The organism is Micromonospora sp. CA-248089, assembly GCF_050948515.1.
Lineage (GTDB): Bacteria > Actinomycetota > Actinomycetes > Mycobacteriales > Micromonosporaceae > Micromonospora.
Window position 1 is genome coordinate 2,446,122 of the sequence record NZ_CP192016.1, and the last position, 26,466, is coordinate 2,472,587.

At 74.0% G+C, this 26,466-nt stretch carries 24 protein-coding genes; 19 read left to right on the forward strand and 5 right to left on the reverse strand.

Going from position 1 to position 26,466, the window contains the following annotated elements:
• Window positions 1-77 precede the first annotated feature (77 nt).
• A complete protein-coding gene (locus tag ACQP26_RS11670) occupies window positions 78-947 on the reverse strand; it encodes a peptidylprolyl isomerase (protein WP_433495706.1) in 870 nt (289 codons plus the stop codon).
• A 236-nt stretch (window positions 948-1,183) separates the two neighbouring features.
• On the opposite strand from ACQP26_RS11670, the gene ACQP26_RS11675 reads away from it, so the two are divergent.
• Genes ACQP26_RS11675 through ACQP26_RS11685 form a run of 3 tightly spaced genes read left to right on the forward strand, consistent with a single transcriptional unit; the run spans window position 1,184 to window position 4,286 of the window.
• Entirely contained in the window at window positions 1,184-1,903 is a 720-nt protein-coding gene (locus ACQP26_RS11675) for an MBL fold metallo-hydrolase (protein WP_433495707.1), read from the forward strand.
• A gap of 55 nt (window positions 1,904-1,958) precedes the next feature.
• Window positions 1,959-3,299: a histidine--tRNA ligase gene (hisS, locus tag ACQP26_RS11680; protein ID WP_433495708.1), complete on the forward strand. Its 1,341-nt coding sequence runs from the start codon at window positions 1,959-1,961 to the stop codon at window positions 3,297-3,299.
• 51 nt (window positions 3,300-3,350) lie between these two features.
• Window positions 3,351-4,286, forward strand: a complete 936-nt coding sequence (locus tag ACQP26_RS11685) for an acyl-ACP desaturase (protein ID WP_269700505.1) — start codon at window positions 3,351-3,353, stop codon at window positions 4,284-4,286.
• 103 nt (window positions 4,287-4,389) lie between these two features.
• Here ACQP26_RS11685 and ACQP26_RS11690 read toward each other — a convergent pair whose 3' ends face one another.
• Together ACQP26_RS11690 and ACQP26_RS11695 are read right to left on the reverse strand one after the other, a co-directional pair.
• On the reverse strand, window positions 4,390-5,484 hold the full coding sequence (locus ACQP26_RS11690; protein ID WP_433495709.1) for an IS110 family transposase: 1,095 nt from the start codon (window positions 5,482-5,484) through the stop codon (window positions 4,390-4,392).
• A gap of 311 nt (window positions 5,485-5,795) precedes the next feature.
• Window positions 5,796-6,296: a PaaI family thioesterase gene (locus ACQP26_RS11695; protein WP_433495710.1), complete on the reverse strand. Its 501-nt coding sequence runs from the start codon at window positions 6,294-6,296 to the stop codon at window positions 5,796-5,798.
• A 55-nt stretch (window positions 6,297-6,351) separates the two neighbouring features.
• Here ACQP26_RS11695 and ACQP26_RS11700 point away from each other — a divergent pair, with 55 nt between their 5' ends.
• Window positions 6,352-6,825, forward strand: coding sequence for a winged helix-turn-helix transcriptional regulator (locus tag ACQP26_RS11700; RefSeq protein ID WP_433495711.1), 474 nt, complete (start codon window positions 6,352-6,354; stop codon window positions 6,823-6,825).
• 247 nt (window positions 6,826-7,072) lie between these two features.
• Window positions 7,073-8,122: a S1 family peptidase gene (locus tag ACQP26_RS11705; RefSeq protein ID WP_269700503.1), complete on the forward strand. Its 1,050-nt coding sequence runs from the start codon at window positions 7,073-7,075 to the stop codon at window positions 8,120-8,122.
• A gap of 59 nt (window positions 8,123-8,181) precedes the next feature.
• On the opposite strand, the gene ACQP26_RS11710 is transcribed toward ACQP26_RS11705, so the two are convergent.
• Complete coding sequence (locus tag ACQP26_RS11710; protein WP_269700502.1) at window positions 8,182-8,880, reverse strand: DUF998 domain-containing protein; 699 nt, start codon at window positions 8,878-8,880, stop codon at window positions 8,182-8,184.
• Window positions 8,881-9,028: 148 nt separating this feature from the next.
• Between ACQP26_RS11710 and aspS the strand changes: the two genes are divergently transcribed.
• From aspS to ACQP26_RS11730, 4 genes are all read left to right on the forward strand, one after another.
• Window positions 9,029-10,834: an aspartate--tRNA ligase gene (aspS, locus tag ACQP26_RS11715; RefSeq protein WP_433496129.1), complete on the forward strand. Its 1,806-nt coding sequence runs from the start codon at window positions 9,029-9,031 to the stop codon at window positions 10,832-10,834.
• A gap of 64 nt (window positions 10,835-10,898) precedes the next feature.
• On the forward strand, window positions 10,899-11,708 hold the full coding sequence (locus ACQP26_RS11720) for an SDR family oxidoreductase (RefSeq protein ID WP_433495712.1): 810 nt from the start codon (window positions 10,899-10,901) through the stop codon (window positions 11,706-11,708).
• A 61-nt stretch (window positions 11,709-11,769) separates the two neighbouring features.
• Window positions 11,770-12,384, forward strand: a complete 615-nt coding sequence (locus tag ACQP26_RS11725; RefSeq protein WP_269700500.1) for a winged helix-turn-helix domain-containing protein — start codon at window positions 11,770-11,772, stop codon at window positions 12,382-12,384.
• Window positions 12,381-13,754 (forward strand): MFS transporter, encoded by a 1,374-nt coding sequence (locus ACQP26_RS11730; RefSeq protein WP_433495713.1) that lies wholly within the window; start codon window positions 12,381-12,383, stop codon window positions 13,752-13,754. Before ACQP26_RS11725 ends, ACQP26_RS11730 begins: the two co-directional genes overlap by 4 nt.
• 128 nt (window positions 13,755-13,882) lie before the next feature.
• On the opposite strand, the gene ACQP26_RS11735 is transcribed toward ACQP26_RS11730, so the two are convergent.
• Entirely contained in the window at window positions 13,883-14,752 is an 870-nt protein-coding gene (locus tag ACQP26_RS11735) for a GNAT family N-acetyltransferase (protein ID WP_433495714.1), read from the reverse strand.
• 132 nt (window positions 14,753-14,884) lie between these two features.
• Between ACQP26_RS11735 and ACQP26_RS11740 the strand changes: the two genes are divergently transcribed.
• The 10 genes from ACQP26_RS11740 (at window position 14,885) to ACQP26_RS11785 (ending at window position 26,381) form a co-directional block, all read left to right on the forward strand.
• Entirely contained in the window at window positions 14,885-15,097 is a 213-nt protein-coding gene (locus ACQP26_RS11740; RefSeq protein WP_013285485.1) for a hypothetical protein, read from the forward strand.
• 74 nt (window positions 15,098-15,171) lie between these two features.
• Window positions 15,172-16,665 carry a replication-associated recombination protein A gene (locus tag ACQP26_RS11745; protein WP_269700497.1) on the forward strand — a complete coding sequence of 498 codons (1,494 nt, stop codon included), beginning with the start codon at window positions 15,172-15,174 and terminating at the stop codon, window positions 16,663-16,665.
• Between the two features lie 961 nt (window positions 16,666-17,626).
• Complete coding sequence (locus ACQP26_RS11750) at window positions 17,627-18,400, forward strand: hypothetical protein (protein WP_433495715.1); 774 nt, start codon at window positions 17,627-17,629, stop codon at window positions 18,398-18,400.
• 1,086 nt (window positions 18,401-19,486) lie between these two features.
• Window positions 19,487-20,104, forward strand: a complete 618-nt coding sequence (locus tag ACQP26_RS11755; protein WP_269706865.1) for a hypothetical protein — start codon at window positions 19,487-19,489, stop codon at window positions 20,102-20,104.
• 145 nt (window positions 20,105-20,249) lie between these two features.
• Window positions 20,250-20,711 (forward strand): DUF948 domain-containing protein, encoded by a 462-nt coding sequence (locus ACQP26_RS11760; RefSeq protein WP_013285490.1) that lies wholly within the window; start codon window positions 20,250-20,252, stop codon window positions 20,709-20,711.
• 32 nt (window positions 20,712-20,743) lie between these two features.
• Window positions 20,744-21,049, forward strand: a complete 306-nt coding sequence (locus ACQP26_RS11765; protein WP_013285491.1) for a hypothetical protein — start codon at window positions 20,744-20,746, stop codon at window positions 21,047-21,049.
• Window positions 21,046-23,727 carry an alanine--tRNA ligase gene (alaS, locus tag ACQP26_RS11770; RefSeq protein WP_433495716.1) on the forward strand — a complete coding sequence of 894 codons (2,682 nt, stop codon included), beginning with the start codon at window positions 21,046-21,048 and terminating at the stop codon, window positions 23,725-23,727. Before ACQP26_RS11765 ends, alaS begins: the two co-directional genes overlap by 4 nt.
• A 184-nt stretch (window positions 23,728-23,911) precedes the next feature.
• Window positions 23,912-24,373 (forward strand): Holliday junction resolvase RuvX, encoded by a 462-nt coding sequence (gene ruvX, locus ACQP26_RS11775; protein WP_433495717.1) that lies wholly within the window; start codon window positions 23,912-23,914, stop codon window positions 24,371-24,373.
• Window positions 24,370-25,569 (forward strand): endolytic transglycosylase MltG, encoded by a 1,200-nt coding sequence (gene mltG, locus ACQP26_RS11780; RefSeq protein ID WP_269700494.1) that lies wholly within the window; start codon window positions 24,370-24,372, stop codon window positions 25,567-25,569. The genes ruvX and mltG overlap by 4 nt, the downstream gene beginning before the upstream one ends.
• Window positions 25,569-26,381, forward strand: coding sequence for a shikimate dehydrogenase (locus tag ACQP26_RS11785; RefSeq protein ID WP_433495718.1), 813 nt, complete (start codon window positions 25,569-25,571; stop codon window positions 26,379-26,381). Before mltG ends, ACQP26_RS11785 begins: the two co-directional genes overlap by 1 nt.
• Window positions 26,382-26,466 lie beyond the last annotated feature (85 nt).

The window sequence follows — 26,466 nt, forward strand, 5'->3', positions numbered from 1 at the left end:
TGCTGCGTATGGGGTCGGCGCGCGCGCCGGGTCACGTCTGGATCGCACCGGCGGCACGCCACCGGTGGCGTGTGTGCTCAGCCCGCGCTGGCGCTCGGCGAGGGCGCGGGACTGCCGGCCGGCGCCGCGCCGGGCTCGCCGACGGTCACGCTCTGAACCAGCACCTGCGTCTTCGGCTTGACCTTGGCGCCGTTGCCATTGTCCACCGTCGGCAGGGCACCGATCTTCTCCACCACGTCGAGCCCACCGGTGACCTTGCCGACCACCGAGTAGGCCGGCTTGGCCGGGCTGGCGTCCTTGAAGAAGATCAGGAACTGGCTGCTGTTGCTGCCGGGCGGGTTGCCGATCATGGCGACCGTGCCCTTCGGGTACGTCGCCGGCTGCCCGGGCGCCGGCGAGGCCGACGGGCTGGGCTCCGGCGCGGCCGGGACGTTCTCCTCGTAGAACGAGTAGGTCGGGCCGCCGAGCCCGGTGCCGGTCGGATCGCCGCAGCGCAGCGCGCCCTCGGTGGTGATCTCGTGGCACGTGGTGTTGTCGAAGAACGACCGGCCGGCCAGGTAGCTCAGGCTCGCCGCGCCGCAGGGCGCGTCGGTCTGGTCCAGCTCCACGGTGATCGGCCCACCCTGGTTGGTGGTGATCGTCATCGGACGGGTGCCCGAGGTGGGTAGGCCCGTGGTGGGCGGCTCGCCGACGTCCTTGAGGTTGGTGTTGACGGCGCCGTCCTCCGCGGTCCAGAGGCAGACGTCCTCGGCGGCCTTCTTCTCCGGCTCGGAGTCGAACGCGCCGAGCGCCCAGGCGGAGCCGGCCACGATCAGCACGAGCACCACCGCGGCGCCCACACCGGCCCGGATCTGGCGGCGGCGCTTCGCGGCCGCCGCCCGCCGGGCGAGCTGCCGGTCGAGCTTGGCGCGCGCCAGTTTGCGCTGCCGGTCCCTGCTGGAAGCCACGTGCGCTCCCCTTCCTCTGCCTGATCGCCGCCGGCGTCGGGCGCCGTCCGCCGTTCCGATCGGGGTGCGCCACGCCACACGCCCGCCAGAGTGTACGGGTAGCGACTGGGAATGTGGTGTACGAGGTCCCGCCGTCTCAGCCCGGCCGGTGCGGACGAGGGCGGTGGCGGACGGAACTCGCTGGCCGCTACGACTAGGCTGCAGGCAGACGACGACCGGACGGAAAGGGGAGCGACGTGCTCGTGGCCGGCTTTCCCGCGGACGCCTTCGGCACCAACTGCTACGTGGTGGCGACCGGGCCGGGGGAGCAGTGCGTGGTGGTCGACCCCGGCATCGGGGTGCTCGACCGGCTCGACGCCGTGCTCGCCGAGCACCGCCTGCACCCGGCCGCCGTGCTGCTCACCCACGGCCACCTCGACCACACGTTCTCCGTCGCCCCGGTCTGCGGCGCGCGCGGCATCCCCGCCTACGTCCACCCGGACGACCGGGAGCTGCTGGCCGACCCGAGCAAGGCGCTCTCGATGGACCTGACCCAGCTGTTCGGCGGGCGGCTGCCGTACACCGAGCCGGACGACGTGGCCGAGCTGACCGACGGCGCGACGCTGTCGCTGGCCGGGTTGGAGATCACCGTCGACCACGCTCCCGGCCATACCGGCGGGTCGGTGCTGTTCCGGTTGCCCGGCGCCGGCTCGCCCTGGGAGGCGGACCAGATCTGCCTCTCCGGTGACGTGCTGTTCGTCGGCTCGATCGGCCGCACCGACCTGCCGGGCGGCAGCATGCCCCGCATGCTGTCCAGCCTGCGGGACAAGGTTCTCCCGCTGGCCGACGACACCGTCGTCCTGCCCGGCCACGGCCCCCGGACCACGATCGGCCGCGAGCGCGCGACCAACCCGTACCTCCTCGAGGTGGCGGGCACCGGCGGCGCGCGCCCGGCCGCGCCCACCCGCGGCCTCTGACGGCCGCGACCCACGACATCGCCCGCGCCGGACGCGCGGGATCGAGGAGTACGCCATGAGCAAGCCCACGCCCATCTCCGGCTTCCCGGAGTGGACCACCGCCCAGCGGATGATCGAACAGTTCGTTCTCGATCGCATTCGCACCACGTTCGAGCTGTACGGCTTCGCGCCACTGGAGACCCGCTCGGTGGAGCCGCTGGATCAGTTGCTGCGGAAGGGGGATACCGCAAAGGAGGTCTACCTGCTGCGCCGGTTGCAGGCCGACACCGACGGCCCGGCCGGTGACGACGCGCTCGGCCTGCACTTCGACCTGACCGTGCCGTTCGCCCGCTACGTGCTGGAGAACGCCGGCAAGCTGCAGTTCCCGTTCCGCCGCTACCAGATCCAGAAGGTGTGGCGGGGCGAGCGCCCGCAGGAGGGCCGCTACCGCGAGTTCCTCCAGGCCGACATCGACATCGTCGACCGGGACACGCTGCCGGCGCACTACGAGGCCGAGATGCCGCTGGTCATCGGCGACGCGCTGCGGTCCCTGCCGATCCCGCCGGTGCGCATCCAGGTCAACAACCGCAAGATCTGCGAGGGGTTCTACCGGGGCATCGGGCTGACCGACGTGGAGGCGGCGCTGCGCGCCGTCGACAAGCTCGACAAGATCGGCCCGGCCGGTGTGACGGAGCTGCTGGCGAGCACCGCCGGCGCGAGCGACGCGCAGGCCAAGGCCGTGCTCGCGCTGGCCGAGATCTCCGCGCCGGACGCCTCGTTCGCCGACGCGGTGCGCGGCCTCGGGGTGAGCGACCCGCTGCTGGACGAGGGCGTCGCGGAACTGACCGCCGTGGTGGAGACCGCCGCCGCGCACGCGCCCGGCCTCTGCGTGGCCGACCTGCGCATCGCGCGGGGCCTGGACTACTACACGGGCACGGTCTACGAGACGCAGATGATCGGCTACGAGCGGTTCGGCTCGATCTGCTCCGGCGGCCGGTACGACAACCTGGCCAGCTCGGGGGCCATGCGGTTCCCCGGGGTGGGCATCTCGATCGGGGTGACCCGGCTGCTCGGCCTGCTGTTCGGCGCCGAGGCGCTGTCGGTGTCCCGTTCGGTGCCGACCTGCGTGCTGGTGGCGGTCACCGCCGAGGAGGACCGGGCGGCCAGCGACGCGGTCGCGGCGGCGCTGCGCTCGCGGGGTGTGCCGACCGAGGTGTCCCCGTCGGCGGCCAAGTTCGGCAAGCAGATCCGGTACGCCGAGCGGCGCGGCATCCCGTACGTCTGGTTCCCCGGCGCCGACGGCGACGAGGTCAAGGACATCCGTTCCGGCGAGCAGGTGCCGGCCGCGGCGGGCGAGTGGATGCCGGCCCGGGCGGACCTGAAGCCGCTGGTCGGCGCGGCCGGCACTGGCGTCTGAAGACGTTTCGACCTACGGTGGCGTAAGTTACGCCACCGTAGGGAGAACGTCGTGACCGTGCTCAGCCAGACCGCTCTGCTCACCGAACTCGAGCCGGTGGTCGAGAAGAACCTCGACCGCCATCTGTCGCTGGCCAAGGAGTGGTTCCCGCACGAGTACGTGCCGTGGAGCGAGGGCCGCACCTTCGACGGCCCGCTGGGTGGCGAGGCGTGGTCGCCGGAGGACTCGACGCTGCCCGAGGTGGCGCGGACCGCGCTGATCGTCAACCTGCTCACCGAGGACAACCTGCCCTCGTACCACCACGAGATCGCCACGCTGTTCGGGCGCGACGGCGCGTGGGGCACCTGGGTGCACCGGTGGACCGCCGAGGAGGGCCGGCACGGCACGGCGATCCGCGACTACCTCACGGTGACCCGGGCGGTGGACCCGGTGGCGCTGGAGCGGGCCCGGATGGTGCACATGTCGGCGGGCTACCAGAACGTGCACGACCAGGAGATGCTGCACTCGCTGGCGTACGTGTCGTTCCAGGAACTGGCCACCCGCATCTCGCACCGCAACACCGGCCGGGCCACCGGCGACCCGACGTGCGAGGCGCTGCTGGCCCGGGTGGCCGCGGACGAGAACCTGCACATGGTCTTCTACCGCAACCTGCTCGGCGCGGCGTTCGAGCTGGCGCCGTCGCAGGCGATGCGGGCCGTCGCCGACGTGCTCGCCAACTTCCAGATGCCGGGCGTTGGCATCGAGGGCTTCGCCCGCAAGTCGGTGGCGATCGCGCTGGCCGGCATCTACGACCTGCGCCAGCACCGCGACGAGGTGGTGATGCCGGTGCTGCGCCAGTGGAACCTGTTCGACGTGACCGGCCTGAACGCCGACGGCGAGGCCGCCCGCGACCAGATCGCCGCCCACCTGGACACGCTGGAGACCCAGGCGTCCCGCTTCGAGGAGCGCCGCGCCGCCCGAGCCGCCCGCACCGCCGCCAAGGCCTGACAGACCGCTCCCTCTCCCGCGCGATCTTGCACTTACGGCCCCCGCGAATGCCGCGAAACCGGCACTGCGGGGGCCGTAACTGCAAGATCTGTGAAGGTGTTTGTCAAGCGTTGGTTTCGAGGGTGCGCCAGATTTGGCGGGCTATGTAGCGTTTGAGGCTGCGGGTGATTTCGGCTGGGGTGCGGCCTTCGGTGGTGCGGCGTTCGACGTAGTCCTTGGTGGGTTGGTGGCATCGTTGGCGGGTTTTCGCGATGGTGTGTAGGGCGGCGTTGAGGGTGCGGTCGCCGCCTCGGTTGAGGCGGTGGCGGATGGTGCGTCCGGAGTTGGCGGGGACGGGGCTGGCGCCGGCGAGTGAGGCGAAGGCGGCTTCGTTGCGGAACCGGCCGGGGTGTGACCAGGCGGTCAGTGCGATCGCGGCGGTGACGGGGCCGATCCCGGGTTGGTCGAGCAGGGTGGGGCAGAGCTTGTCGACCAGGGTGCGGATTTCGGTGAGGTTGGCTTTCAGGAGCTTCTCGAGGGTCAGGATCTGCTCGGCCAGGGCTGCCAGTTGAGTGCGGCGCAGTCGGTCAAGTCCGCTGCCGGTGCCGCTGCCGCTGCCGGTGCCGGTGCCGGTGCCGGTGGTGAGGGTGGTGGCGTGTTGGACCTGCCGCAGGGTGTTCAGTCCGCGCATCTGTGTGCGTAGATCGTCGTCGGCGGTGAGGATCAGCGATTTGAACAGGTTGATGGTGGCGGTGCGGGTGTCGCTGTAGTGGCGGCGGCAGACGTGCAGCAGGCGCAGGGCTTCCCGGTCGCCGTCGGCGCGGGGCGTGGCGACGTGGTCGGCGGCCAGCACCGCGCGAGCGGCGTGCACGGCGTCCAACGCGTCGGACTTGCCGCCTCGCCGACGGCGTCCGGCAGCGGGTTTGGGTGCTTCCAGGACGTCCTCACCCGCGGCGCGCAGGACACGCAGCAGGCCGACCCCGTGACACCGGGCGCCGTCCAGGGCCCAGGCCCGCCGGCCCGTTCCCAGCCCGGTCGTCTGCCGCCCGGCCCAGGCCAGCAGAACAGCGGCGCCGTCGGCGGTGGCCGGCACGGTGATCTCGGCCAGCACTGTCCCGACCGGGGTGGTCACCGCGGCGGTGTGCGTATCGGTATGGGTATCCACACCGATGACCGCGTCAACACGGCCGGCCAGACGATCTGCCAGGATGGAAGGCACGGACGGTTCTCCCTTGCACGGGACGACGTTCGGACGGCGTCGGCCCGGGAGACGATCACCCGGCGGCACATCTGTGATGAGTCACGCGACACCAATCGCGGACAGGCTTCTGATCAGGCCAGCAAGGTGGGCCGGGCCGACGCCGGCAACCCACGAGGACAGGTCGCGCTTCACGGCACACCCTTCTGCGGTGGCCAGATCTTGCATGAGTCACTCGTCGATCACCGACGTCGAACCCTACCGATACCAACCCCTCCCGGAACCGGCCCACCTATAGAAGCGTCGCCGAGCTCAGGGGGCGGGGGAGAGGGTTAGGGGAGGGGGAAGATCAGGCAGGTCGAGGTGGCGTGGGCTACCAGGCGGTTGGCCGGGTCCGTGAGGCGGGCCTCGGCCAGGGCGGTACGGCGGCCCCGCTGCAGCACGGTGCCCTCGCAGCGCAGCAGGCCGGTGTCGACGGTGACCGGGCGCAGGAACTTCACGTTGAGGTCGAGCGACGTGTAGCCGACCCCGGCCGGCAGCGTGGTGTGCACGGCGCACGCCGCGGCGGTGTCCAGCAGGGTGGACAGGACGCCGCCGTGCACGGTGCCGAGCGGGTTGTAGTGGAACTCCTGCGGCAGCAGCTCGACGGCGACGCGGCCCTCCTCGGCCTCCATCCGGGACATGTCGACGAGGTGCATGATCGGCGGCGCGGCCAGCTCGCCGGCGATCATCGCCCGCATCAGCTCCAGGCCGCTGCGCCGGCCCAGGTGCGCGGCGCCGGCGGCCGGGTCGGACCAGGTGAACGTGCGGGTGCGCTCCTGCGTCTGTGTCATGGACTCAGCCTCGCAGCGCGTTGCTGAGTCTGTCAATCAGACCTAGCCTGGCGGCATGAGACCCGCGGCACTGGACTGGTCGGTGGAGAACTGCACCATCGCGCGCGCCATGGAGATCCTCGGCGAGCGGTGGACCCTGGTCGTGCTGCGCGAGGTCTTCAACGGCGTACGCCGATTCGACGACATGCGGGTGCGCACCGGCATCCCCCGCCAGGTGCTCACCAACCGGCTCGCCATGCTCGTCGAGCGCGGCGTGCTGCGCCGGGAGCCGTACCGGGAACCGGGCAGTCGGCCCCGCCACGAGTACCGGCTCACCGAGATGGGGCTGGACCTGTGGCCGGTGCTCGTCGCGGTGCTCGGCTGGGGTGACCGCTACCTGGCCGACCCGGAGGGCTCACCGCTGAGCGTGGCGCACCGCGACTGCGGCGCCGAGGTCCGGGTCGCGTTGCGCTGCGCCGAGGGGCACGAGATCACCGAGGCGCGCGACGTGCTGCCCCGCCCGGGCTCCGGCGCCCGCCGCCGCGCCTGACCGCCCCGCGCGCCCGACTGCCCGGCACGTCGACGCGGGTCGATCCCCGGCTCTGACACCTTGAGTCGATGTTGTTGCTGGAGCGTTACATCGGGCGCGGGTGCGAATTAGGGCAAAGCCATGTCTTGCTTACGATCTTAAATGTGTGAATACTTTGGGCACCCGGGCGGTTTCCCCAGGTCGCCCGGGTTGCCCTCGGGCGCGCCCCCATGACAGCGCCCGTTCACCCCCATCCGGAGGTTGTTACATGCGACCCACGAGGTCCACGCTCCGCCGCGCCGCCGCAGTCGCCGTCGCCGGCACCCTGGTCACCGGCTCGCTGCTCGGCGCACCCGCGCAGGCCGCCCCCACGGCCCTCTCGCCGGACGCCGCCGCCACCCTCGTCGAGAAGCTCGGCGCCCGCGCGGCCGGCACGTACGCCGACGCCAGCGGCAAGATGATCGTCACGGTGACCGACACCGCGACCGCCCGCCAGGTGCGCGACGCCGGCGCCATCCCGAAGATCGTGGCCCGCGGCGCGGACAAGCTCAACGCCGCCACCGGCGAGCTGGAGCGCTCCGCCAAGATCCCCGGCACCGCCTGGTGGACCGACCCGGCCACGAACCAGGTCGTCGTCTCCGTCGACAGCACCGTCACCGGCGCCAAGCTGGAGCGGGTCAAGGCCGCCGCCGCCCGGCACAACGGCGCGATCCGTATCGAGGCCGAGGCCGGCGTACTGAGCACCCGGATCTCCGGCGGCCAGGCGATCTACGCCGGCGGCGGTGGCCGCTGCTCGCTCGGGTTCAACGTCCGTAGCGGCTCGACCTACTACTTCCTCACCGCGGGCCACTGCACCAACATCTCGTCGAGCTGGTACAGCAACTCCGCGCAGTCCAACCTGCTCGGCACCCGGACCGGCACCAGCTTCCCGGGCAACGACTACGGCATCGTCCGGCACAACAACTCGGCCAACGCGGCCGGCAACGTGTCGCTGTACAACGGCAGCTTCCAGGACATCACCTCGGCCGGCAACGCCTACGTCGGCCAGTCCGTGCGTCGTTCCGGCAGCACCACCGGCCTGCGCAGCGGCAGCGTCACCGCGCTGAACGCGACCGTGAACTACGCCGAGGGCAGCGTCTCCGGCCTCATCCGCACCAACGTCTGCGCCGAGCCGGGCGACAGCGGCGGCTCGCTGTTCGCCGGCACCACCGCGCTCGGCCTCACCTCCGGTGGTAGCGGCAACTGCCGCACCGGTGGCACCACCTTCTTCCAGCCGGTCACCGAGGCCCTCAGCCGCTACGGCGTGAGCGTCTTCTGATCCACGCACTCCCACGAACGGGCCGCCGGGTGACCGGCGGCCCGTTCCGCGTACCCGTCTCAGGTGCCTGCCCCGAGGCGGCCCGGACCGACCGGCGGCCCGTCCGGGCGCGGCGGCTCCGCCGGCCGGGCCGTCCAGTGCCGGTGGGCCCGCCGGGCGGACAGCACCGCGGCCAGCGGCCAGAGCGTCACCGCGAGCGCTGCCACCCGCTCGGCCAGCCCGGTCCGGGAGCCGCCGGTCACCTCGGCCACCGACCAGCCGAACAACGCCAGCAACACGGCCGTGACGGCCAGCGCCACCGGCCGGCGGAACGCCCACGGCGGCCGGCCCGCCGGGGAGGCGGCCACCTCGCGCGGCACCCTGCGGGGCAGGCGCAGCGCCGTCCCGGCCGGCCAGAGCGACAGCGCGAGCACCGCCACCGTGGCCACCACGCCGTGCGCCGGGGAGCCCCCCACCTGCGGGCGGGGGAACGCGATGAGCGCGACGGTGGCCAGCCCGCCGACCGCGAGCAGGAAGCGGCTGGGCAGCCCGGCGGCGTGCAGCGCGGCGGCGGTGGCGCAGTAGCAGCAGCCGAGCAGCACCAGCGCGCCGGCCATCAGCCACGGATCGGTGGCACCCTCGCCGGCCAGCTCGCTGATCGTGTCCCGCACCGGGTCGTACCCCGGGCCCTGGCGGGCGCCCGCCACCGTCCAGCCCGCCACCAGCAGCGCGGGCGCGGCGGCCGCGGTGGCCACGGCCCAGCTCGGTACGGCACGCACCCGGTCACGGTAGACCGCCGGACCCGGCCCGCACGGCGTTTCGCCGCCACCGGGGCGGACCGGCTCGACGGGTGCCCGGGAGCGGGCCCGCCCGTCCTGACAGAATGCGGGGGAGCAGTGAGTGGACCAGATTGAGGAGACGCCAGCCGTGATCCGTACCCACAATGCCGGAAGCCTGCGCGCCGCGGACGCCGGCTCGACGGTGACGCTCGCCGGGTGGGTGGCCCGCCGGCGCGACCACGGCGGTGTCATCTTCGTCGACCTGCGCGACGCCTCCGGTGTCGTGCAGGTGGTCTTCCGCGAGGAGGACGCGCACGCGCTGCGCAACGAGTTCTGTGTCAAGGTCACCGGCGAGGTGACCCGCCGCCCGGAGGGCAACGAGAACCCGGACCTGCCGACCGGTGAGGTCGAGGTGACCGCGTCCGAACTGGAGGTGCTGTCCGAGGCCGCGCCGCTGCCGCTGCCGGTGGACGACCAGATCGAGGCCGGCGACGACATCCGGCTCAAGTACCGCTACCTGGACCTGCGCCGGGGCGGCCCGGCGAAGGCCATGCGGTTGCGCTCGCGGGCCAACCAGATCGCCCGCGGCGTGCTGCACGAGCGGGACTTCCTGGAGATCGAGACGCCGACGCTGACCCGCTCCACCCCGGAGGGCGCCCGCGACTTCCTGGTGCCGGTGCGGCTGCAGCCGGGCAGCTGGTACGCGCTGCCGCAGTCGCCGCAGCTGTTCAAGCAGCTGCTGATGGTCGGCGGCATGGAGCGGTACTACCAGATCGCCCGCTGCTACCGCGACGAGGACTTCCGCGCCGACCGGCAGCCGGAGTTCACCCAGCTCGACATCGAGATGTCGTTCGTCACCGAGGACGACGTGATCGACCTCGGCGAGGCGATCGTCTCGGCGCTGTGGAAGGACCTCGCCGGCTACGAGATCGCCCGGCCGATCCCGCGCATCACCTGGCACGACGCCATGTCCCGGTACGGCTCGGACAAGCCGGACCTGCGCTACGGCGTGGAGCTGACCGAGCTGACCGACTACCTGCGCGGCACCGAGTTCCGGGTGTTCGCCGGCGCGATCGACGCGGGCGGCTACGTCGGCGCGGTGGTCATGCCCGGTGGCGCGTCCCAGACCCGCAAGGAGCTGGACGGCTGGCAGGACTGGGCCAAGGCGCGCGGCGCGCGCGGCCTGGCGTACGTGGTGCTGGACGCCGAGACCGGCGAGCCGCGCGGCCCGGTGGCGAAGAACCTGTCCGAGGCGCACCTGTCCGGCCTGGCCGACGCGGTCGGCGCGAAGCCCGGCGACGCGATCTTCTTCGCCGCGAGCACGAACACCCGCGAGGCGCAGGAGCTGCTCGGCGCGGCCCGGATCGAGATCGCCAAGCGGTCGAACCTGGTCGACGAGAGCGCCTGGGCGTTCTGCTGGGTGGTCGACGCGCCGATGTTCGAGCGCACGGACGACGGTGGCTGGACCGCCGTGCACCACCCCTTCACCTCGCCGAACGCCGAGTGGGTGGACCGGTTCGAGTCCGCGCCGGACCGGGCGCTGGCCTACGCGTACGACATCGTCTGCAACGGCAATGAGATCGGTGGCGGCTCGATCCGTATCCACCGCGGCGACGTGCAGCAGCGGGTGTTCGACCTGCTCGGCATCACCGCCGACGAGGCGCAGGACAAGTTCGGCTTCCTGCTGGAGGCGTTCAAGTACGGCGCCCCGCCGCACGGCGGCATCGCGTTCGGCTGGGACCGGGTCTGCATGCTGCTGGCCGGCGCGGACTCGATCCGCGAGGTGATCGCGTTCCCGAAGACCCGGGGCGGCTTCGACCCGCTGACCGGCGCGCCCACCCCGATCACCGGGCAGCAGCGCGCCGAGGCCGGCATCGACGCCAAGCCGAAGGCTCCGGCCGGTGCGCACGCCGGCACCGCCGGCCCGGCCGCCCCGGTGGCCGACCCCACCTGATCCTCGCCTCGTCGAAAGGCCCGCGTCATGATGACGCGGGCCTTTTCGATCTCCAGGGGGACTGATGCGTCTGCTCGTGGTGGGAGCCAGCGGGTTCCTCGGCGCCGAGGTGTGCCGGCAGGCGGTCGCCGCCGGGCACCGGGTCGCCGGCACGTACCACTCGACCGCCGTCGCGGTGCCCGGCGTCGCGCCGCACCGGCTCGACGTGACCGACCGCGCCGCCGTGCGTGAGCTGCTGACCCGGGTACGCCCCGACGCCGTCGTCGCCACCCCCTACCGGTACGACGACTGGGCGGTCACCGCGGACGGGGCGGCCCACATCGCGGTGGCCGCCGCCGAGGTGGGTGCCCGGCTGGTGCACCTGTCCAGCGACGCGCTGCACGCCGGCCGTCCGAAGGCGTACGCGGACGAGGACGTGCCCACACCGCTGCACCCGTACGGGGCGGCGAAGGCGGCGGCGGAGACGGCAGTGCGGGCGGTCGATCCGGGCGCGGCGCTGGTGCGCACCTCGCTGATCGTGGGGGAGGGCAGTAAGCAGATCCAGCTCTGCCGGGACGCGCTGGCCGGGCGGGCGACGCTGTTCACCGACGAGCTGCGCTGCCCGGTGCACGTCGCCGACCTCGCCGCCGCGGTGCTGGAGCTGGTGCCGGGCGACTACGCCGGGCTGCTCAACGTGGCCGGGCCGGACGCGGTGAGCCGGGCCGAGCTGGGGCTGCTGGTGGCCCGGCACGACGGGGTGGACGCGGGCGGGCTGCGGACGACCACCATCGCCGCCGCTGGGCTGCACCGGCCGGGCGAGGTGGTGCTGGACTCCACCCGGGCCGCCGGGCTGCTGCGGACCCGCCTGCGGGGGATCACCGAGCTGTACGGCTAGACGCACAGATCCTTTGCAAAGAGCTTGTGCACAGTAAGTGTGCACAGATATTGTGCATCGCATGGAGGAGAAGACCGAGCGCACCGTACACATCGACCACCGCCAGGTTCGTGCCCTGGCCCAACCGCTGCGCATGCGGCTGGTCGGGGCGCTGCGCGTGGGCGGCCCGGCCACCGCCACCGCCCTCGCCGAGGCGCTCGGCACCAACAGCGGCGCGACCAGTTACCACCTGCGCCAACTCGCCGAGGTGGGCCTCGTGGTGGAGGACCCGAACCTGGGCACCGGCCGCCAGCGCTACTGGCGGGCCGCGCACGACGTCACCAACTGGGAATCCAGCGACTTCGACGACGACCCCGACGCGCGGGCAGCCATCGAATGGATCGAGGCGGACTACGTCCGCTTCTTCGCCCAGCACGCCGAACGCTGGTTCGCCCAGCGGCACCAGTGGTCGCCGGCCTGGCGTGACGCGTTCGGCATGGGTGACTTCTTCATGCGGATCCCGGTCGACCGCCTCAAGGCGATCCAGGAGGAGGTCTTCGCGGTCTTCGAGCGGCATCGCGACGCCACCGACCCCGACGACCCCGACGCCGAGACCGTCCAGCTCTACCTCGCCGCCCTCCCGATGGACGCGGCCTACCCGCGGTCCACCCCGCCACCCGCCGAGGAGAAGCCGTGACCGCGCTGTCCGTACGCCAGATCCGGATCCGCTACCTCACGCTGTACGGCCTGCGCTGGCTACCCAGCGGCCTGCTCATGCCGGTGATGATCCTGCTGATGCAGGAGCGCGGGCTCACGCTGTCCCAGATCGGCCTGGTCGCCACCGCCCAGGGCCTCGTGGTGCTGGCGCTGGAACTGCCCACCGGCGGCTTCGCCGACGCGCTCGGCCGCAAACCGGTGCTGGTCGTCGCCTGGGCCATCGGCCTCGGCTCGCTGGCGCTGATGGCGGTGGCCGACTCGTTCTGGATGTTCTTCCTGGTCTGGGCGTTGCAGGGCATCTACCGGGCGCTCGACAGCGGCCCGATGGAGTCCTGGTACGTCGACGCCACGCTCGCCGCCGACCCGAAGGCCGAGTACGAGCGCGGCCTCGGCTGGGCCGGCACCGTGATCGGTGTCGCGATCGGTGCGGGCGCGCTGATCAGCGGCGGCCTGGTCGCGCTCGGCCCGGTCGGCCCGGTCAGCGCACTGGCCCTGCCGGTGATCGTCGCCGCCGTGCTCCAGGCCGTCTCCATCGTGGCGCTGCTCGCGCTGATGGCGGAGCGGCGGCCGGCATCCGGCCCGGCCGCGCTGCGCGCCTCGGTCATCGACGCGCCCCGCATGGTCGGGCAGGCCGTCGGGCTGCTGCGCCGCAACCGGGTGCTGGCGGCCCTGGTCGCCGTCGAGCTGTTCTGGGGCTTCGGCATGGTCACCTTCGAGTCGCTGCTCCCGGTACGCCTCGCCGAGGTGCTCGACGACCCGGCCCGCGCCGCGGCGCTGCTCGGCCCCGCCGGCACGGCGGCCTGGCTCGCCAACGCCGCCGGCGCCGCGCTCACCCCGTTCCTGCTGCGCCGCCTCGGCGCCGCACCGGCCGCCGCGCTGATGCGGATCCTCCAGGGCGTGACTGTGGTCGGCATGGGCCTGCTGGCCGGCCCGGTCGGCATCCTCATCGCGTACCTCGCCTGCTACGCCGTGCACGGCGCGTCGAACCCGCTGCACATGGGGCTGCTGCATCGGCAGGTCGACGGCCCGTACCGGACCAGCGTGCTCTCGCTGAACTCGATGGCCGCCCAGCCGGCCGGCGCGCTCGGCGCGGTCGCGCTCACCGCGCTGGCCGACGCCACGAGCGTCAGCGTCGCCATGATCGTCGGCGGGGTGGTGCTCGCCGTGGCCGCGCCGCTCTACCTGCCGGCCTGGCGCGCCGCCCGCCGTACCCCCTCGGCGACCGAGGTGGCACCGGAGGTGACGGGCGGCGCCGGTTTGGCGTCCGAGCCGCCCCTCGACACGGGCGCGGCTGCCGCCACGGGCGGGCCCGGGCCGGTGGTCGTTCCGGTGTCACCCGGCCGGAACTGAGTTCTGCGGGATGTTGCCCGGGCGGCGGTGTTGCCGACGTCGCCCGGCGACCTGAGTGTTGCCCGCTCCCGCCGCGGGTGGAACGGCATGGGTGTCTCGGCTCCCGTTTGACACCCATGACGTTCCGCTCACCGGTTCGACGCGCCGGCTACGGCGGGCGCCCCGGAATGGGCCGTTCCGTACCAAGATCGCGTGCGGCGTGCCTCGGGTGGCGGGGTGGCGGCCGTCCGGTCGGAGCCTTGGCCGGTGCCGGCGCCGTCAGGCCAGCTTGATCGAGGTGCGGCGTTCGGTGGCGGTGAAACCGAGCCGGCGGTAGAGCCGACCGCGCCCACGTTGTCCGGGTAGACGCCCAGCGCCACGGTGTCGTACCGGCCGAACAGGGCCTCCGTCATCCCGGCGGTCAGTGCCGCGCCCAGCCCTCGGCCGCGCTGCCCGGGCAGGACCGTCAACCCGGCCAGGAAGCCGATGTCGCCCCGGCTGCGGTCGGCGCCGCAGGCGAGCAGGCGGTCACCGTCGCGGATGCCGTACCAGTCGACGATGCCCGGTTCGCCCGGCCGGGAGGTGGTGCTCGGGAACGCCTCCTCGATCAGCGCGGCCAGCGCGGGGTGGTCGGCCTCGGTGAGCCGGACCACCCGCTCCTGCTCCGGCCGGCGCGGCGGCGGGCCGCTCGTCCAGAGGAGGTCCCACTCGACCAGCCGGGCCACCGGCAGCCGCGCGGCCACCTCCTCCGGATCGGCGTGGGGCAGGTTGATCGACTGGTTCGGCCGCAGCGAGCCGTCCGCGCGCTGGGCGGCGAAGACGTCGAGTGCCGGGCCGGGGGCGCCGACCGCCCCGCCGGCCGACCACTCACCCGGCGGCAGCAGCCACCCGACCGCGCCGCCGCGCCGCCACCCCCGTACGGCCTGGTCGTGCCGCAGCGCGTGCCGGGCGTACGGGTGACCACCGGTCGCCTCGAGCAGCCCGTCCCGCCCGGACAGTGCCTCGTCGACCGTGATCATTCCGCCAGCCTACGAGCATCCCGGCCGGCACCGAGGGCCGGACCACCGCCTGTTCCACGGTGGAGATTGACGAACAGACCGATTGGGTACATCCGTCGCCGACCTGCTGGGAACCCCCACCGGAGGAACGACATGCTCGCCATTCTCGCGGCCATCGTGTTCGGCTTCGCGCTGCTGCTCGACTTCATGAACACCGACCTCGGCGCGCCCGATCTGTTCAGCACCACGACCCTCATGCTCATCGGTTTCCTGCTGCTCTCGCTCTACCTGGCCGGCGTCGGCTCCGGCCCGCGCGGCGGCGGTGGCGGCCGGTGGTACCGGGGCCGGCGGCCGGGTCGCGGCTGACCGGAAAAGACCACCCGGGCCGGGGCGGCGGCGCGATTCCGGCGTCGTCGGCCCGGCCCGGTACTGTTCTCGTGATGGAATCGGACGCCCTCTTCACCCTCGGCGAGCCGGCCGGCGCACCCGCGGGCGCGGGCGGCGCCGACGGCTTCACCGACGCTCGGGCGGACTCGCCCCTGCCGGTGCGGATGCGACCGGCGGGCATCGACGAGCTGGTCGGGCAGGAGCACCTGCTCGCACCGGGAGCGCCGCTGCGTCAGCTGGTCGAGGGCGCGGCGCCGATGTCGGTGATCCTCTGGGGCCCGCCCGGCAGCGGCAAGACCACCATCGCCCACCTCGTGGCCCGGGCCACCGACCGGCGGTTCGTCGCGATGTCCGCGCTGACCGCGGGCGTCAAGGACGTCCGCGCGGTGATCGACACCGCCCGGCGGCAACGCCGGTCCGGCGGCCCGCCGACGGTGCTGTTCATCGACGAGGTGCACCGGTTCAGCAAGACCCAGCAGGATTCGCTTCTCGCCGCCGTCGAGGACCGGACGGTCACGCTGCTCGCGGCGACCACCGAGAACCCGTACTTCTCGGTCATCTCGCCCCTGCTGTCGCGCTGCGTGCTGCTCACCCTCCAGGCCTTGGACGACGACGACGTACGCGGCCTGCTGCGCCGCGCGGTGGCCGACGAACGCGGGCTCGGCGGTGCGCTGGTGCTGGCCGAGGAGGCGGAGGACCACCTGGTCCGCCTGGCCGGGGGCGACGTGCGCAAGGCGCTCACCGCGCTGGAGGCGGCAGCCGCCACCGCGACCGCGCTGGGCACCGGCCGCATCGACCTGGCCGTGGCCGAGCAGGCGGTCGACGTGGCGGCGGTGCGCTACGACCGGGACGGCGACGCCCACTACGACGTGACGAGCGCGTTCATCAAGAGCATGCGCGGCTCGGACGTGGACGCGGCACTGCACTGGCTGGCCCGGATGCTGGTGGCCGGGGAGGACGCCCGGTTCATCGCCCGCCGGCTGGTGATCTTCGCCAGCGAGGACGTCGGCATGGCCGATCCGACCGCGCTGACAGTGGCCACCGCCGCCGCGCACGCGGTCGAGTACGTGGGCCTGCCGGAGGCACAGCTCAACCTGGCCCAGGCGGTCATCCACCTGGCCACCGCGCCGAAGTCGAACTCGGCCACCACAGCCATCGGCGCCGCCGTCGCCGACGTCCGCGCCGGTCGCGGCGGCCCGGTGCCGCGCGGTTTGCGTGACGCCCACTACTCCGGCGCGCGGGGCCTCGGTCACGGCCGCGGCTACCGCTACCCGCACGACGACCACCGGGGGGTGGTCACCCAGCAGTACGCTCCGGACGACCTCGTCGGCACCGACTACTACCAGCCCAGCGGGCACGGCGCGGAGCGGGCGGTGGCCACCCGGCTGCCGCTGCTGCGCCGGATCGTCCGCGGACTGCCGGCTCCGGCGACCCGGGCGGAGGCCGGCGCCCCGGCCACCGCGAACGGGGCCCGGGTGGGGGGCGGAGATCAGGCCAGCGGGGCGAGTGAGGGCGGCAGCGACGCCGCCGAGGGGGGTCAGGAGTGATGGCGCGTGGTCCGGAGCGGCCGGCCGACGGCCCCGACGAGCGGCGCGACCCGCGGGCCAAGGGCCGCCGGTGGGGACGCGGCCGGGCCGAGCCCGAGCCGGATCCGACAGCCGGCGGCGAGGACCTCGGCTGGATCGACGACCTGCGGACCGCCAAGCAGCAGGGCGGTGAACTCGGACCGGACGGGGACCTCCCGGTACCGCGCTCCGACGCCGGCCCGTCCCGGCCGGGTGCCGACCCGTCCCGGGCGCCCCGCCCGGCCGGCGCGCCGGGTCCGGGTCCCGGGATGCCGCCGCCCGCCGGTCGCCAGGATCCGCGGAACCCGGCACCGGGCCCGCAGCACCCCCGGCCGCTCAACCGCCGCCTCCGCCCACCGGCCGGCCCGGTACTCCGGCAGCGGGCGCGCCGCAGGCTCCGGGCCGGCCCGTGCCGCCGTCGGCCACCGCGCCGCAGGCTCCGGGCCGCCCCGTGCCGCCTTCGCCCACCGCGCCGCAGGCTCCGGGCCGGTCCGTGCCCCCCTCGGCCGCCGGGCCGCAGGCTCCCGGCCGGCGGTACGGGCCGGCCGCCGCGCCGCAGGGGCCCGGCCGGGCTCATCCGGGCGCGCCCGCTCCGGGTGGCCGCACCGACCCGACGTTGCCGCCCGCGACCGGCCGTCCCGGCCCGGCGACGCCCTCCGCTGCCGGTCGTCCCGGCGGACCGGTTGCCGGCCGCCCCGGTGCCGACCTGCCCCCGGGCCCCGGTCGCCCGGGCGTGGACACACCTGCGCCACCGGGACGGTCCGGCGTGGACACCGCCCCGCCGTCCGGCCGGCCCGGCGTGGGCATGCCCCCGTCGCCCGGGCGTCCGGCCGCTGACATTCCGCCGGGGGTCCGCCCGCCGGTGGCGGACACGCCCGCCGGCCGTGGCCGGCCCGCCCCGGAGACGCCGCCCGGCGGCCGGCCCGGTCCGCATCCTCCGGTCATGCGCCGCCCCGGCGCGCCGGGTCCGGCCGCGCCGCCGGTGCGCCCCGGCGGTCCCGAGACCGGTGCCCCGCACCGGGGCGCCGACGGTCCCTGGCCGGGCGGCCCCGAAGCCGGTGCTCCGCGCCGCCCCGTCGACGGTCCCTGGCCCGGCGTGCCCGAGGCGCCCCGGCCGCCGGACGCGCCGTACCGCCGCCGCACGGACGGCCCCACCGGTCAGCAGCCACCCGTCACCGGCACCCGCGTCCCGTCCGGCCCGCCGTCGCCCGGCCGGGCAGCCGTCGACCCGGGCCGCCCGGCCGTCGACGGTGACACCCGCGTACCGCCGACGCCTCGCGGCCGGCACGGAGCCGCCGGACCCGAGGGCCCGCACCCGGTCGACCCGACGGTCCCGCCGCAGCCCGGCGGCCGACGAGCCCGGCCGGACGACACCGCCGGCATCCAGCCGGTGTCCGGCGGCGCTCGCCGGGCCCGTACCGACGACACCGGCGCCGTGGTGCCGATGCCCGGGGAGCGCGCCGGGCGCGGCCCGACGACGTGGCACCCGGCACCCGGCCGGTCTCGGGGGCGGGCCGCCGGGCCCGTGCCGACGACGTTCCGCCCGGCACCCGGCCGGTCTCCGGCGCCGGCCGTCGCGCCGCGCCGGACGGTGCCCCTGCCGTACCGCGCAGCGGAAACGCGCCGGACCTGCCCGGTGCGCCCGTGTCCGGCGGGCCGGCGACCGGCCAGCAGGCCGGCCGTCGTGGTGCGCCCGGCGACCGGAGTGCCGACGTAGCCGGCGGCAGGCGGGCCGCGCCCGGCGAACCGGGTCCCGGCGTCGCCGCCGAGACGCCCGGTCGCCGAGCCGCCCGTGACGACGCCGCCGAGCCGCGGCCGCAACGGCCCGAGCGGCCCGCCGACTGGTTGCGGCAGGCCGGTCGCTCGCCGCACACCGATCCGGCCATGCCGGTCACCCGCCGCCCGGCCGGTCCTCCGGCCGACGAGCCGCCCGGCCGCTCCGGTGGCGCCGCGGGCCGGGCCGGTGTCGCCGTCCCGCCGACGCGTTCCGAGCCGGGTACGCCGCCCCGGCGCCCCGGACAGCCCGGCCCCGACGTGCCGGCGCGTGCCGAACCGCCGGGCCCGCCGGTCCGCCCCGACCAGACCGGCCCGGTCGTGCCCCCGGCCCGGTCCCAGCCGTCCGACCCGGCGCCCGGTCCGGCCCGCGGCGCGGCCCGGCCCGGTGTCGCGCCCGTTCCCGGCGGCGGCCCGGCCGGACCCGGCCCGCGCGGCGACGTCGAGCGCACCGGCGGGATGCCGGCCGGTGGCGCACGACCCGGTGGTGCTCCGGCCGGCCCCGGTTCGCGGGGCGATGCCGAGCGCACCGGCGGGATGCCGGCCGGTGGTGCACGCCCCGGTGGTGGGCCGGCCGGCCCGGGGCCGCGCGGCGACCTCGACCGCACGGGCGGGATTCCGGCGGGCGCCGGCCGCCCCGGTGGCGGCCCGGCCGGACCCGGTGGCGACGGACGCGTGGCACGCCCCGACGACACGGCCCGGCCCGGTGCCGGGCCTCGCCCGCCGGTAGCGCCCGGCGTCCGGGGACCGGCAGGCGACGGTCCGGTGCCGCCGGGCGCGCCGGTGACCGCCCGCGCGGCGGCCGGTGTGGCCCGCCCGGTCGCGCCGGACGAGCGGACCGCCGGCCGGGCGACACCACCCGGACCGGAGGCGGACCGGCCCGGACCGGGTGCTCCGGCGGCGGGCCCGGGCGGCTGTGGTCGTACCCCCGGGGGAGCCCGCGGGGCCACGGCCCGGCGGTCCCGGACCGGCCGACAGCGGCGCGGAGGCCGGGGGCCTGCGCGGTGCCCGGTCCGAGCTGCGCCGGCAGATGCGCGAGCGCACCCGGCTGCGGCTGGGCATCCTCGCTCTGGTCAGCCTCGTGCTGCTGGGGGCGGTGCCGCTCTACTTCGGCATGCGGACGCTCAGCCGCGACCCGGTCTTCGACAGCCTCGACGAGCTCAAGGTGCCCGCCTGGGCGCAGAGCAACACCGTCGACAACGTCAGCGGCAGCCGCTGGTGCCTGCAGGACTGCCGGCTGCGCGAACGTTCCGTCGAGTCGGAGCAGGGGTGGGAGAAGACCGTCGAGGTCTACGAGACGGCGCTGGCCGGGGACGGGTGGCAGCGCTGGAAGGTCGACCGCTGCCCGGACGAGAAGGTCCCCGGTAGCTACACCTGCTGGCGACGGGACGAACTCACGCTCGACCTGTGGGTACGCGACCGCACCTGCACCCCTCCGCCGGTGGACGGGGCGCCCGCACCGACCGCGCCGGCCGCGCCCGCAGCGGCGGACTGCACCGGCTCGTTGATTTCGGTGAAGGTGCGCAACGCGATCGACGACGAGCGCACCGGACCGACACCGACCACCGATCCGTCACTCACCGGTGAGGATCCGTACCCGACCCTGACCGACGACCCGTTGGGCGAGGCGACCCCCTCACCGTCGTGAGCCGACTTTCATCACGGACGGTAGGGTCTGGGGCTGGCACGCCCGTCCGTGCCCGGTGACCGGGTCGGCGTGGCGCGAATGGGTAGGTACGGTCGCGCGTTCCGGGGCGTCGGGTTCCGGGACACTGCTTGAGGAGGACTTTCGCGTGAGTGGTGGAGAGATCGCTGCGCTGATCGCGGCCGGCGCGTTCCTGATGCTGGTGCTCGTGCTGGCGGTGCCGATCCTGCGGCTGCGGCACACCGTGGACGCGACGACCCGCATGATCACCGACGTGAACGAGCGCACCGCGCCGCTGCTCGGCGACGTGAACACCACGGTGAAGAACGTCAACGTGGCGCTGGAGCAGGTGCAGACCTCGCTGGACGGGGTGAACCTCCAGCTCGCCAAGGTGGACACCATGACCAGCCACGCGCAGAACGTCACCGCGAACGTGGCGAACCTGGCCACCGTGGTCTCCGCCGCCGCCGCGAACCCCCTGGTCAAGGTGGCCGCGTTCGGGTACGGCGTGCGCCGGGCCGCCTCCGCCCGCCGGCACGCCGAGACCGAGCGCGAGGTGCGCGACACGATCAAGCAGCAGCGTCGCGCCGCCAAGCGCGGCAACCGCTGACCCCGGCCGGCGTACGCGGGAAGGATGAGAGCATGAGGCGGTTGTTCTGGCTGGGCATCGGGCTGGCCGTGGGCGTCCTGGTGGTGCGCAAGGCTACCCGGACCGCGCAGGCGTACACCCCGGCCGGCATCGCCAGCGGGCTGTCCGAGTCCGCCGGCGGTCTGGTCGAGTCGCTCCGGGCGTTCGTGGACGACGTCCGGGTCGGCATGGCCGAGCGTGAGCAGGAGATCCACGAGGCCTTCGCCCGCGGCGAGGTGTACGACGACCAGTTCGCCGAGCTGCGGGAGGACCCGCGCATCGGTGATCGAGAGATTTTCCCGGAGGACCACCAGCGATGAAGACGGCGGAGATCAAGCGGCGGTTCCTCGCCCACTTCGAGGCGAACGGGCACACCGTGGTGCCGTCCGCTCCGCTGCCCGCCATCAGCGACCCGAACCTGCTGTTCATCAACGCGGGCATGGTGCAGTTCGTGCCCTACTTCCTCGGTCAGCAGACCCCGCCGTACGCGCGGGCGACGAGCGTGCAGAAGTGCATCCGTACGCCCGACATCGACGAGGTCGGCAAGACCAGCCGGCACGGCACGTTCTTCCAGATGAACGGCAACTTCTCCTTCGGTGACTACTTCAAGTCCGGGGCGATCCCGCTCGCCTGGGACCTGGCGACGAAGTCGGTCGAGGCGGGCGGCTTCGGGCTGGACCCGGAGCGGATCTGGGCGACCGTCTACCTGGACGACGACGAGGCGTACGACATCTGGCGTGCCACCGGCGTGCCGGCCGAGCGGATCGTGCGCCGGGGCAAGGCCGACAACTTCTGGTCGATGGGCATCCCCGGCCCGTGCGGCCCGTGCTCCGAGCTGTACTACGACCGCGGCCCGGCCTACGGCCGCGAGGGCGGCCCGGAGGTCGACGAGGACCGCTACCTGGAGTTCTGGAACCTCGTCTTCATGCAGTTCGAGCGGGGTCCGGGCGTCGGCAAGGAGGACTTCCCGATCCTCGGCGACCTGCCGGCGAAGAACATCGACACCGGCATGGGCCTGGAGCGGATGGCCTCGCTGCTGCAGGGCGTGGACAACCTCTACGAGATCGACGAGGTCCGCCCGATCCTGGACAAGGCCGCCGAGTTGACCGGCAAGCGCTACGGCGTGCACTCCGGTCACGCGGCGAACGAGTCGCACCCGGACGACGTGCGGCTGCGGGTGATCGCCGACCACGTGCGCACCTCGCTGATGCTCATCGGTGACGGCGTGACCCCGTCGAACGAGGGCCGGGGCTACGTGCTGCGGCGGATCATGCGCCGGGCGATCCGGGCGGTGCGGCTGCTCGGCTACCAGGACCGGGCGCTGCCGGAGCTGCTGCCGGTGGCCCGCGACTGCATGGCGCCGTCGTACCCGGAGCTGGCCGAGGACTTCGGCCGGATCTCCCAGTACGCGTACGCCGAGGAGGACGCGTTCCTCGCCACGCTGCGCGCCGGCACGACGATCCTGGACACCGCCATCGCCGAGACCAAGTCGGCCGGCAAGGCGGCCCTCTCCGGTGACAAGGCGTTCCAGCTGCACGACACGTACGGCTTCCCGATCGACCTGACCCTGGAGATCGCCGCCGAGCAGGGGTTGCAGGTCGACGCGGAGGGCTTCCGCCGGCTGATGGCCGACCAGCGCAGCCGGGCCAAGGCCGACGCGCAGGCGCGCAAGACCGGGCACACCGACGTGTCGGCGTACCGGTCGGTGCTCGACGGCGGCGGGCCGGTGGAGTTCACCGGCTACACCGAGCTGAGCCGCGAGTCCCGGGTCCGCGCGCTGCTGTCCGGCGGCGCCGCCGTCTCGGCGGCGGTCGAGGGCGACACGATCGAGCTGGTCCTCGACACCACCCCGTTCTACGCCGAGGGCGGCGGGCAGCAGCCCGACCAGGGCCTCATCACCGTGGGCGGCGGCCAGGTCGAGGTCTTCGACGTGCAGCAGCCGGTGCCCGGCCTGATCGTGCACCGGGCCAAGGTGGTGCGCGGCGAGGTGCGCTCCGGGGAGACCGGGTACGCGGAGATCGACGTGTCCCGCCGCCGGGCGATCTCCCGCTCGCACACCGCGACGCACCTGGTGCACCAGACGATGCGCAACTTCCTCGGCGAGTCCGCGACCCAGGCCGGTTCGCTGAACGCGCCGGGCCGGCTGCGGTTCGACTTCAACACCCCGACGGGTGTGGCGCCGAGCGTGCTGCACGACGTCGAGCAGCAGGTCAACGAGGTGCTGCTGGCCGACCTGGAGGTGCACGCGTTCGTCACCAGCCAGGAGGAGGCCCGCCGGATCGGGGCGATGGCTCTGTTCGGTGAGAAGTACGGCGAGCGGGTCCGGGTCGTCGAGGTCGGCGACTACGCCCGCGAGCTGTGCGGCGGCACGCACGTGGCCCGCTCGGCCCAGCTCGGCCTGGTGAAGATCCTCTCCGAGGCGTCGGTGGGTTCCGGTGTCCGCCGGATCGAGGCGCTCGTCGGCATGGACGCGTTCGGCTTCCTGGCCCGCGAGCACCTGCTGGTGTCCCGGCTGGCCGAGCTGTTCCGGGTGCCCGGCGAGCAGGTCGCCGACCGGGTGGAACAGACAGTCACCCAGCTGCGCGACGCGGAGAAGGAACTGGAGAAGCTGCGCGCCCAGCTCGTGCTCGGCGGGGCCGGAGCCCTGGCGGCGCAGGCGAAGGACGTGCGCGGCGTCGCGTACGTCGGCACCGAGGCGCCGGAGGGCGCGGCGGCGAACGACGTGCGGACGCTCGCCCAGGAAATCCGGGGCCGGATCGACGCGGCCCGCCCGGCGGTGGTCGCGGTGGCCGCCCGGGCCAACGGCAAGGCGTCCCTCGTGGTGGCGGTCAACCAGGCCGCCCGGGGCCGGAACCTGAGCGCGAAGGACCTGGTCAAGGCGGCGTTCTCCGGCCGGGGTGGCGGCAGTGACGACCTGGCCCAGGGCGGCGGGCTGCCCGCGGCGGAGGCACCGAACCTGCTGGTCACCGTCGAGCGGGCGGTCGCCGACGCGGCATGAGCGAACGCACCGAGCGGAGCGAGGGCCGTGAGGGCATGCCCGGCCGGCACGGCATGAGCGAACGCACCGAGCGGAGCGAGGGCCGTGAGGGCATGCCCAGCCGGCACGGCATGAGCGAAACGATCGACGCCAGGGCGGACCACCCGGTCCGCCCTGGCCCGTACCGGCGGGGAGGTGTCCGTTCGTGACCGAGCTGTCCCGTGGCGTCCGGCTGGGCGTCGACGTCGGTCAGGTCCGGGTGGGGGTGGCCCGCTGCGACCCGCACGGGATCCTCGCCACGCCGCTGGTGACGCTGGCCCGTGATCTGACCGCCGAACCGGACGCGGTCCCCGCCGACATGGCCGAGCTGGTCCGGCTCGCCGCCGAGCACGAGGCGGTGGGGATCGTGGTCGGGCTGCCGGTCAACCTCGCCGGAAAGCACGGCCCCGCGGCGGCGAAAGTGTCAGCATATGCCAGCCGATTGGCTGATGTAATGAGGCCGATTCCGGTGACGCTGACGGACGAGAGGATGTCTACCGTCGTCGCGAGTCGTAGGCTGGCTGAACGGGGCGTCCGGGGAAAGCGCCAACGAGCGGTGGTCGACCAGGCCGCCGCGGTGGAGATTCTGCAGAGCTGGCTGGACGCACAGCGGAGGCGGACGCAATGATCGACGACCTTGATCTGGGCTTCGACGAGCAGGACAGGGGGGAGAAGGGCCGGCACCGGCGCGGCGCGGTACGCCGACGCCAGGGCAAGTCCGGCGGCGGCCGGGGCAAGACCCTGCTCGCCCTCGCGCTCGCGCTGGTCCTGCTCGGCGGCATCGGCGGCGGTGCCTTCTACGGCTTCGACCGGGTCCAGAACTACTTCGTCACGCCCGACTACGACGGCTCCGGCACCGGCGAGGTGACCGTCGAGATCAAGCAGGGCGCGTTGATCGCCGACATGGCCGACGCGCTCGTCGCCGCCGACGTGGTGAAGAGCACCAAGGCGTTCATCGAGGCCGCCGAGGAGAACTCGCGCAGCAAGAACATCCAGCCCGGCACGTACAAGCTGCGCAAGCAGATGAGCGGTGACGCGGCGGTCGTGGCCCTGCTGGACCTCAAGAACAAGATCGTCAACGGGATCACCATCCCCGAGGGCCTCACCGCGAAGACGGTCTACAAGCGGCTCTCCGAGAAGACGGACATCCCGGTCAAGGACTTCGAGGCCGCGGCGAAGGACCCGGAGGCGCTCGGCGTACCGGACTGGTGGTTCAAGCGTTCCGACGGCAAGAAGGTCAACCCGTCGATCGAGGGCTTCCTCTTCCCGGACACCTACGAGATCCCGCCGAAGGCCACCGCCGAGACGGTGCTCAAGCTGATGGTGGACAACTTCCTCACCGTCACCTCCGGCATGCAGTACGCCGAGAAGGTGCAGAAGGAACGCGGTGGCATCACCCCGTACGAGGCGCTGATCGTCGCCTCGCTGGCCCAGGCGGAGGCCGGTAACAAGGCCGACCTGGGCAAGGTCGCCCGGGTGGCCTACAACCGGGTCTACGGCGAGTTCCCCTGCAACTGCCTGGAGATGGACGTCACCGTCAACTACTACCTGGAGCTGACCGGGCAGAAGACCAAGGCGTCCAAGGACATGACCGCCGCCGAACTGGACGACCCGAAGAACCCGTACAACCGCAAGCTGCGCGGGCTGGTCCCGTCGCCGATCAACAACCCGGGCAAGGAGGCGCTGGAGGGCGCGCTGACCCCGCCGCCGGGCAAGTGGCTCTACTTCGTGGCGATCAGCAAGGACGGCCGTTCCGCGTTCGCCGAGACCTACGACGAGCAACTGCGCAACGAGCGGAAGGCCAAGGAGGCCGGGATCATCTGATGGCCGATCCCCGCCGCGCCGCGGTGGTCGGCAAGCCGATCGCCCACTCGCTCTCCCCGGTGATCCACACCGCCGGCTACGCGGCGGCCGGGCTGACCGGCTGGTCGTACACCCGGATCGAAGCCGGCGCCGACGAGCTGCCCGGTCTGGTCGCGGGCCTCGGCCCCGAGTGGGCCGGGCTGTCGGTGACCATGCCGGGCAAGGAGGCGGCGCTCGCGCTGGCCGACGAGGTCTCGCCGGTCGCCGCCGCGGTCGGCGCCGCCAACACGCTGGTACGCCGGCCCGACGGCACCTGGTACGCGGACAACACCGACGTCACCGCCATGGTCGAGGTGCTCACCGGCGCCGGCTGCGTGGCCGGGGCGGTGGTCACCGTGCTCGGCGCGGGCGGCACCGCGCGGGCGGCCATCGCGGCGGCGGCCCGGATCGGTGCGGCCGAGGTGACTGTGGTGGCCCGCCGGCCCGAGGCGGTCGACGAGTTGCGCCCGGCCGCGGCGGCGGCCGGGGTGCCGCTGGCCGGTGCCGAGTGGGACGGCGCACCCGCGCATGCCCGCGCCGACCTGGTGATCTCCACGGTGCCGAAGGGCGTCGCCGACCCGCTCGCCGACAACTTCGACTGGCGGCCCGAGTCCGTCTTCTTCGACGTGGTCTACGACCCGTGGCCCACGCCGTTGGCGGCGGCGGCGCTGGCCGCCGGGTGCCGGGTGGTCTCCGGGCTGGACCTGCTGCTGGCCCAGGCGTTCGGCCAGTTCGAGCAGTTCACCGGCGTAGCCGCCCCGCGCGCCGCGATGCGCGCCGCGCTGCCGGTGTAAGGAAGGGCCCCTTCTTAACTCCTCCGGTAGAGGAAGGGTCCCCTGTTAACACCCCACCCGCCGGGCGGCAGACCAGCGCGCGGAG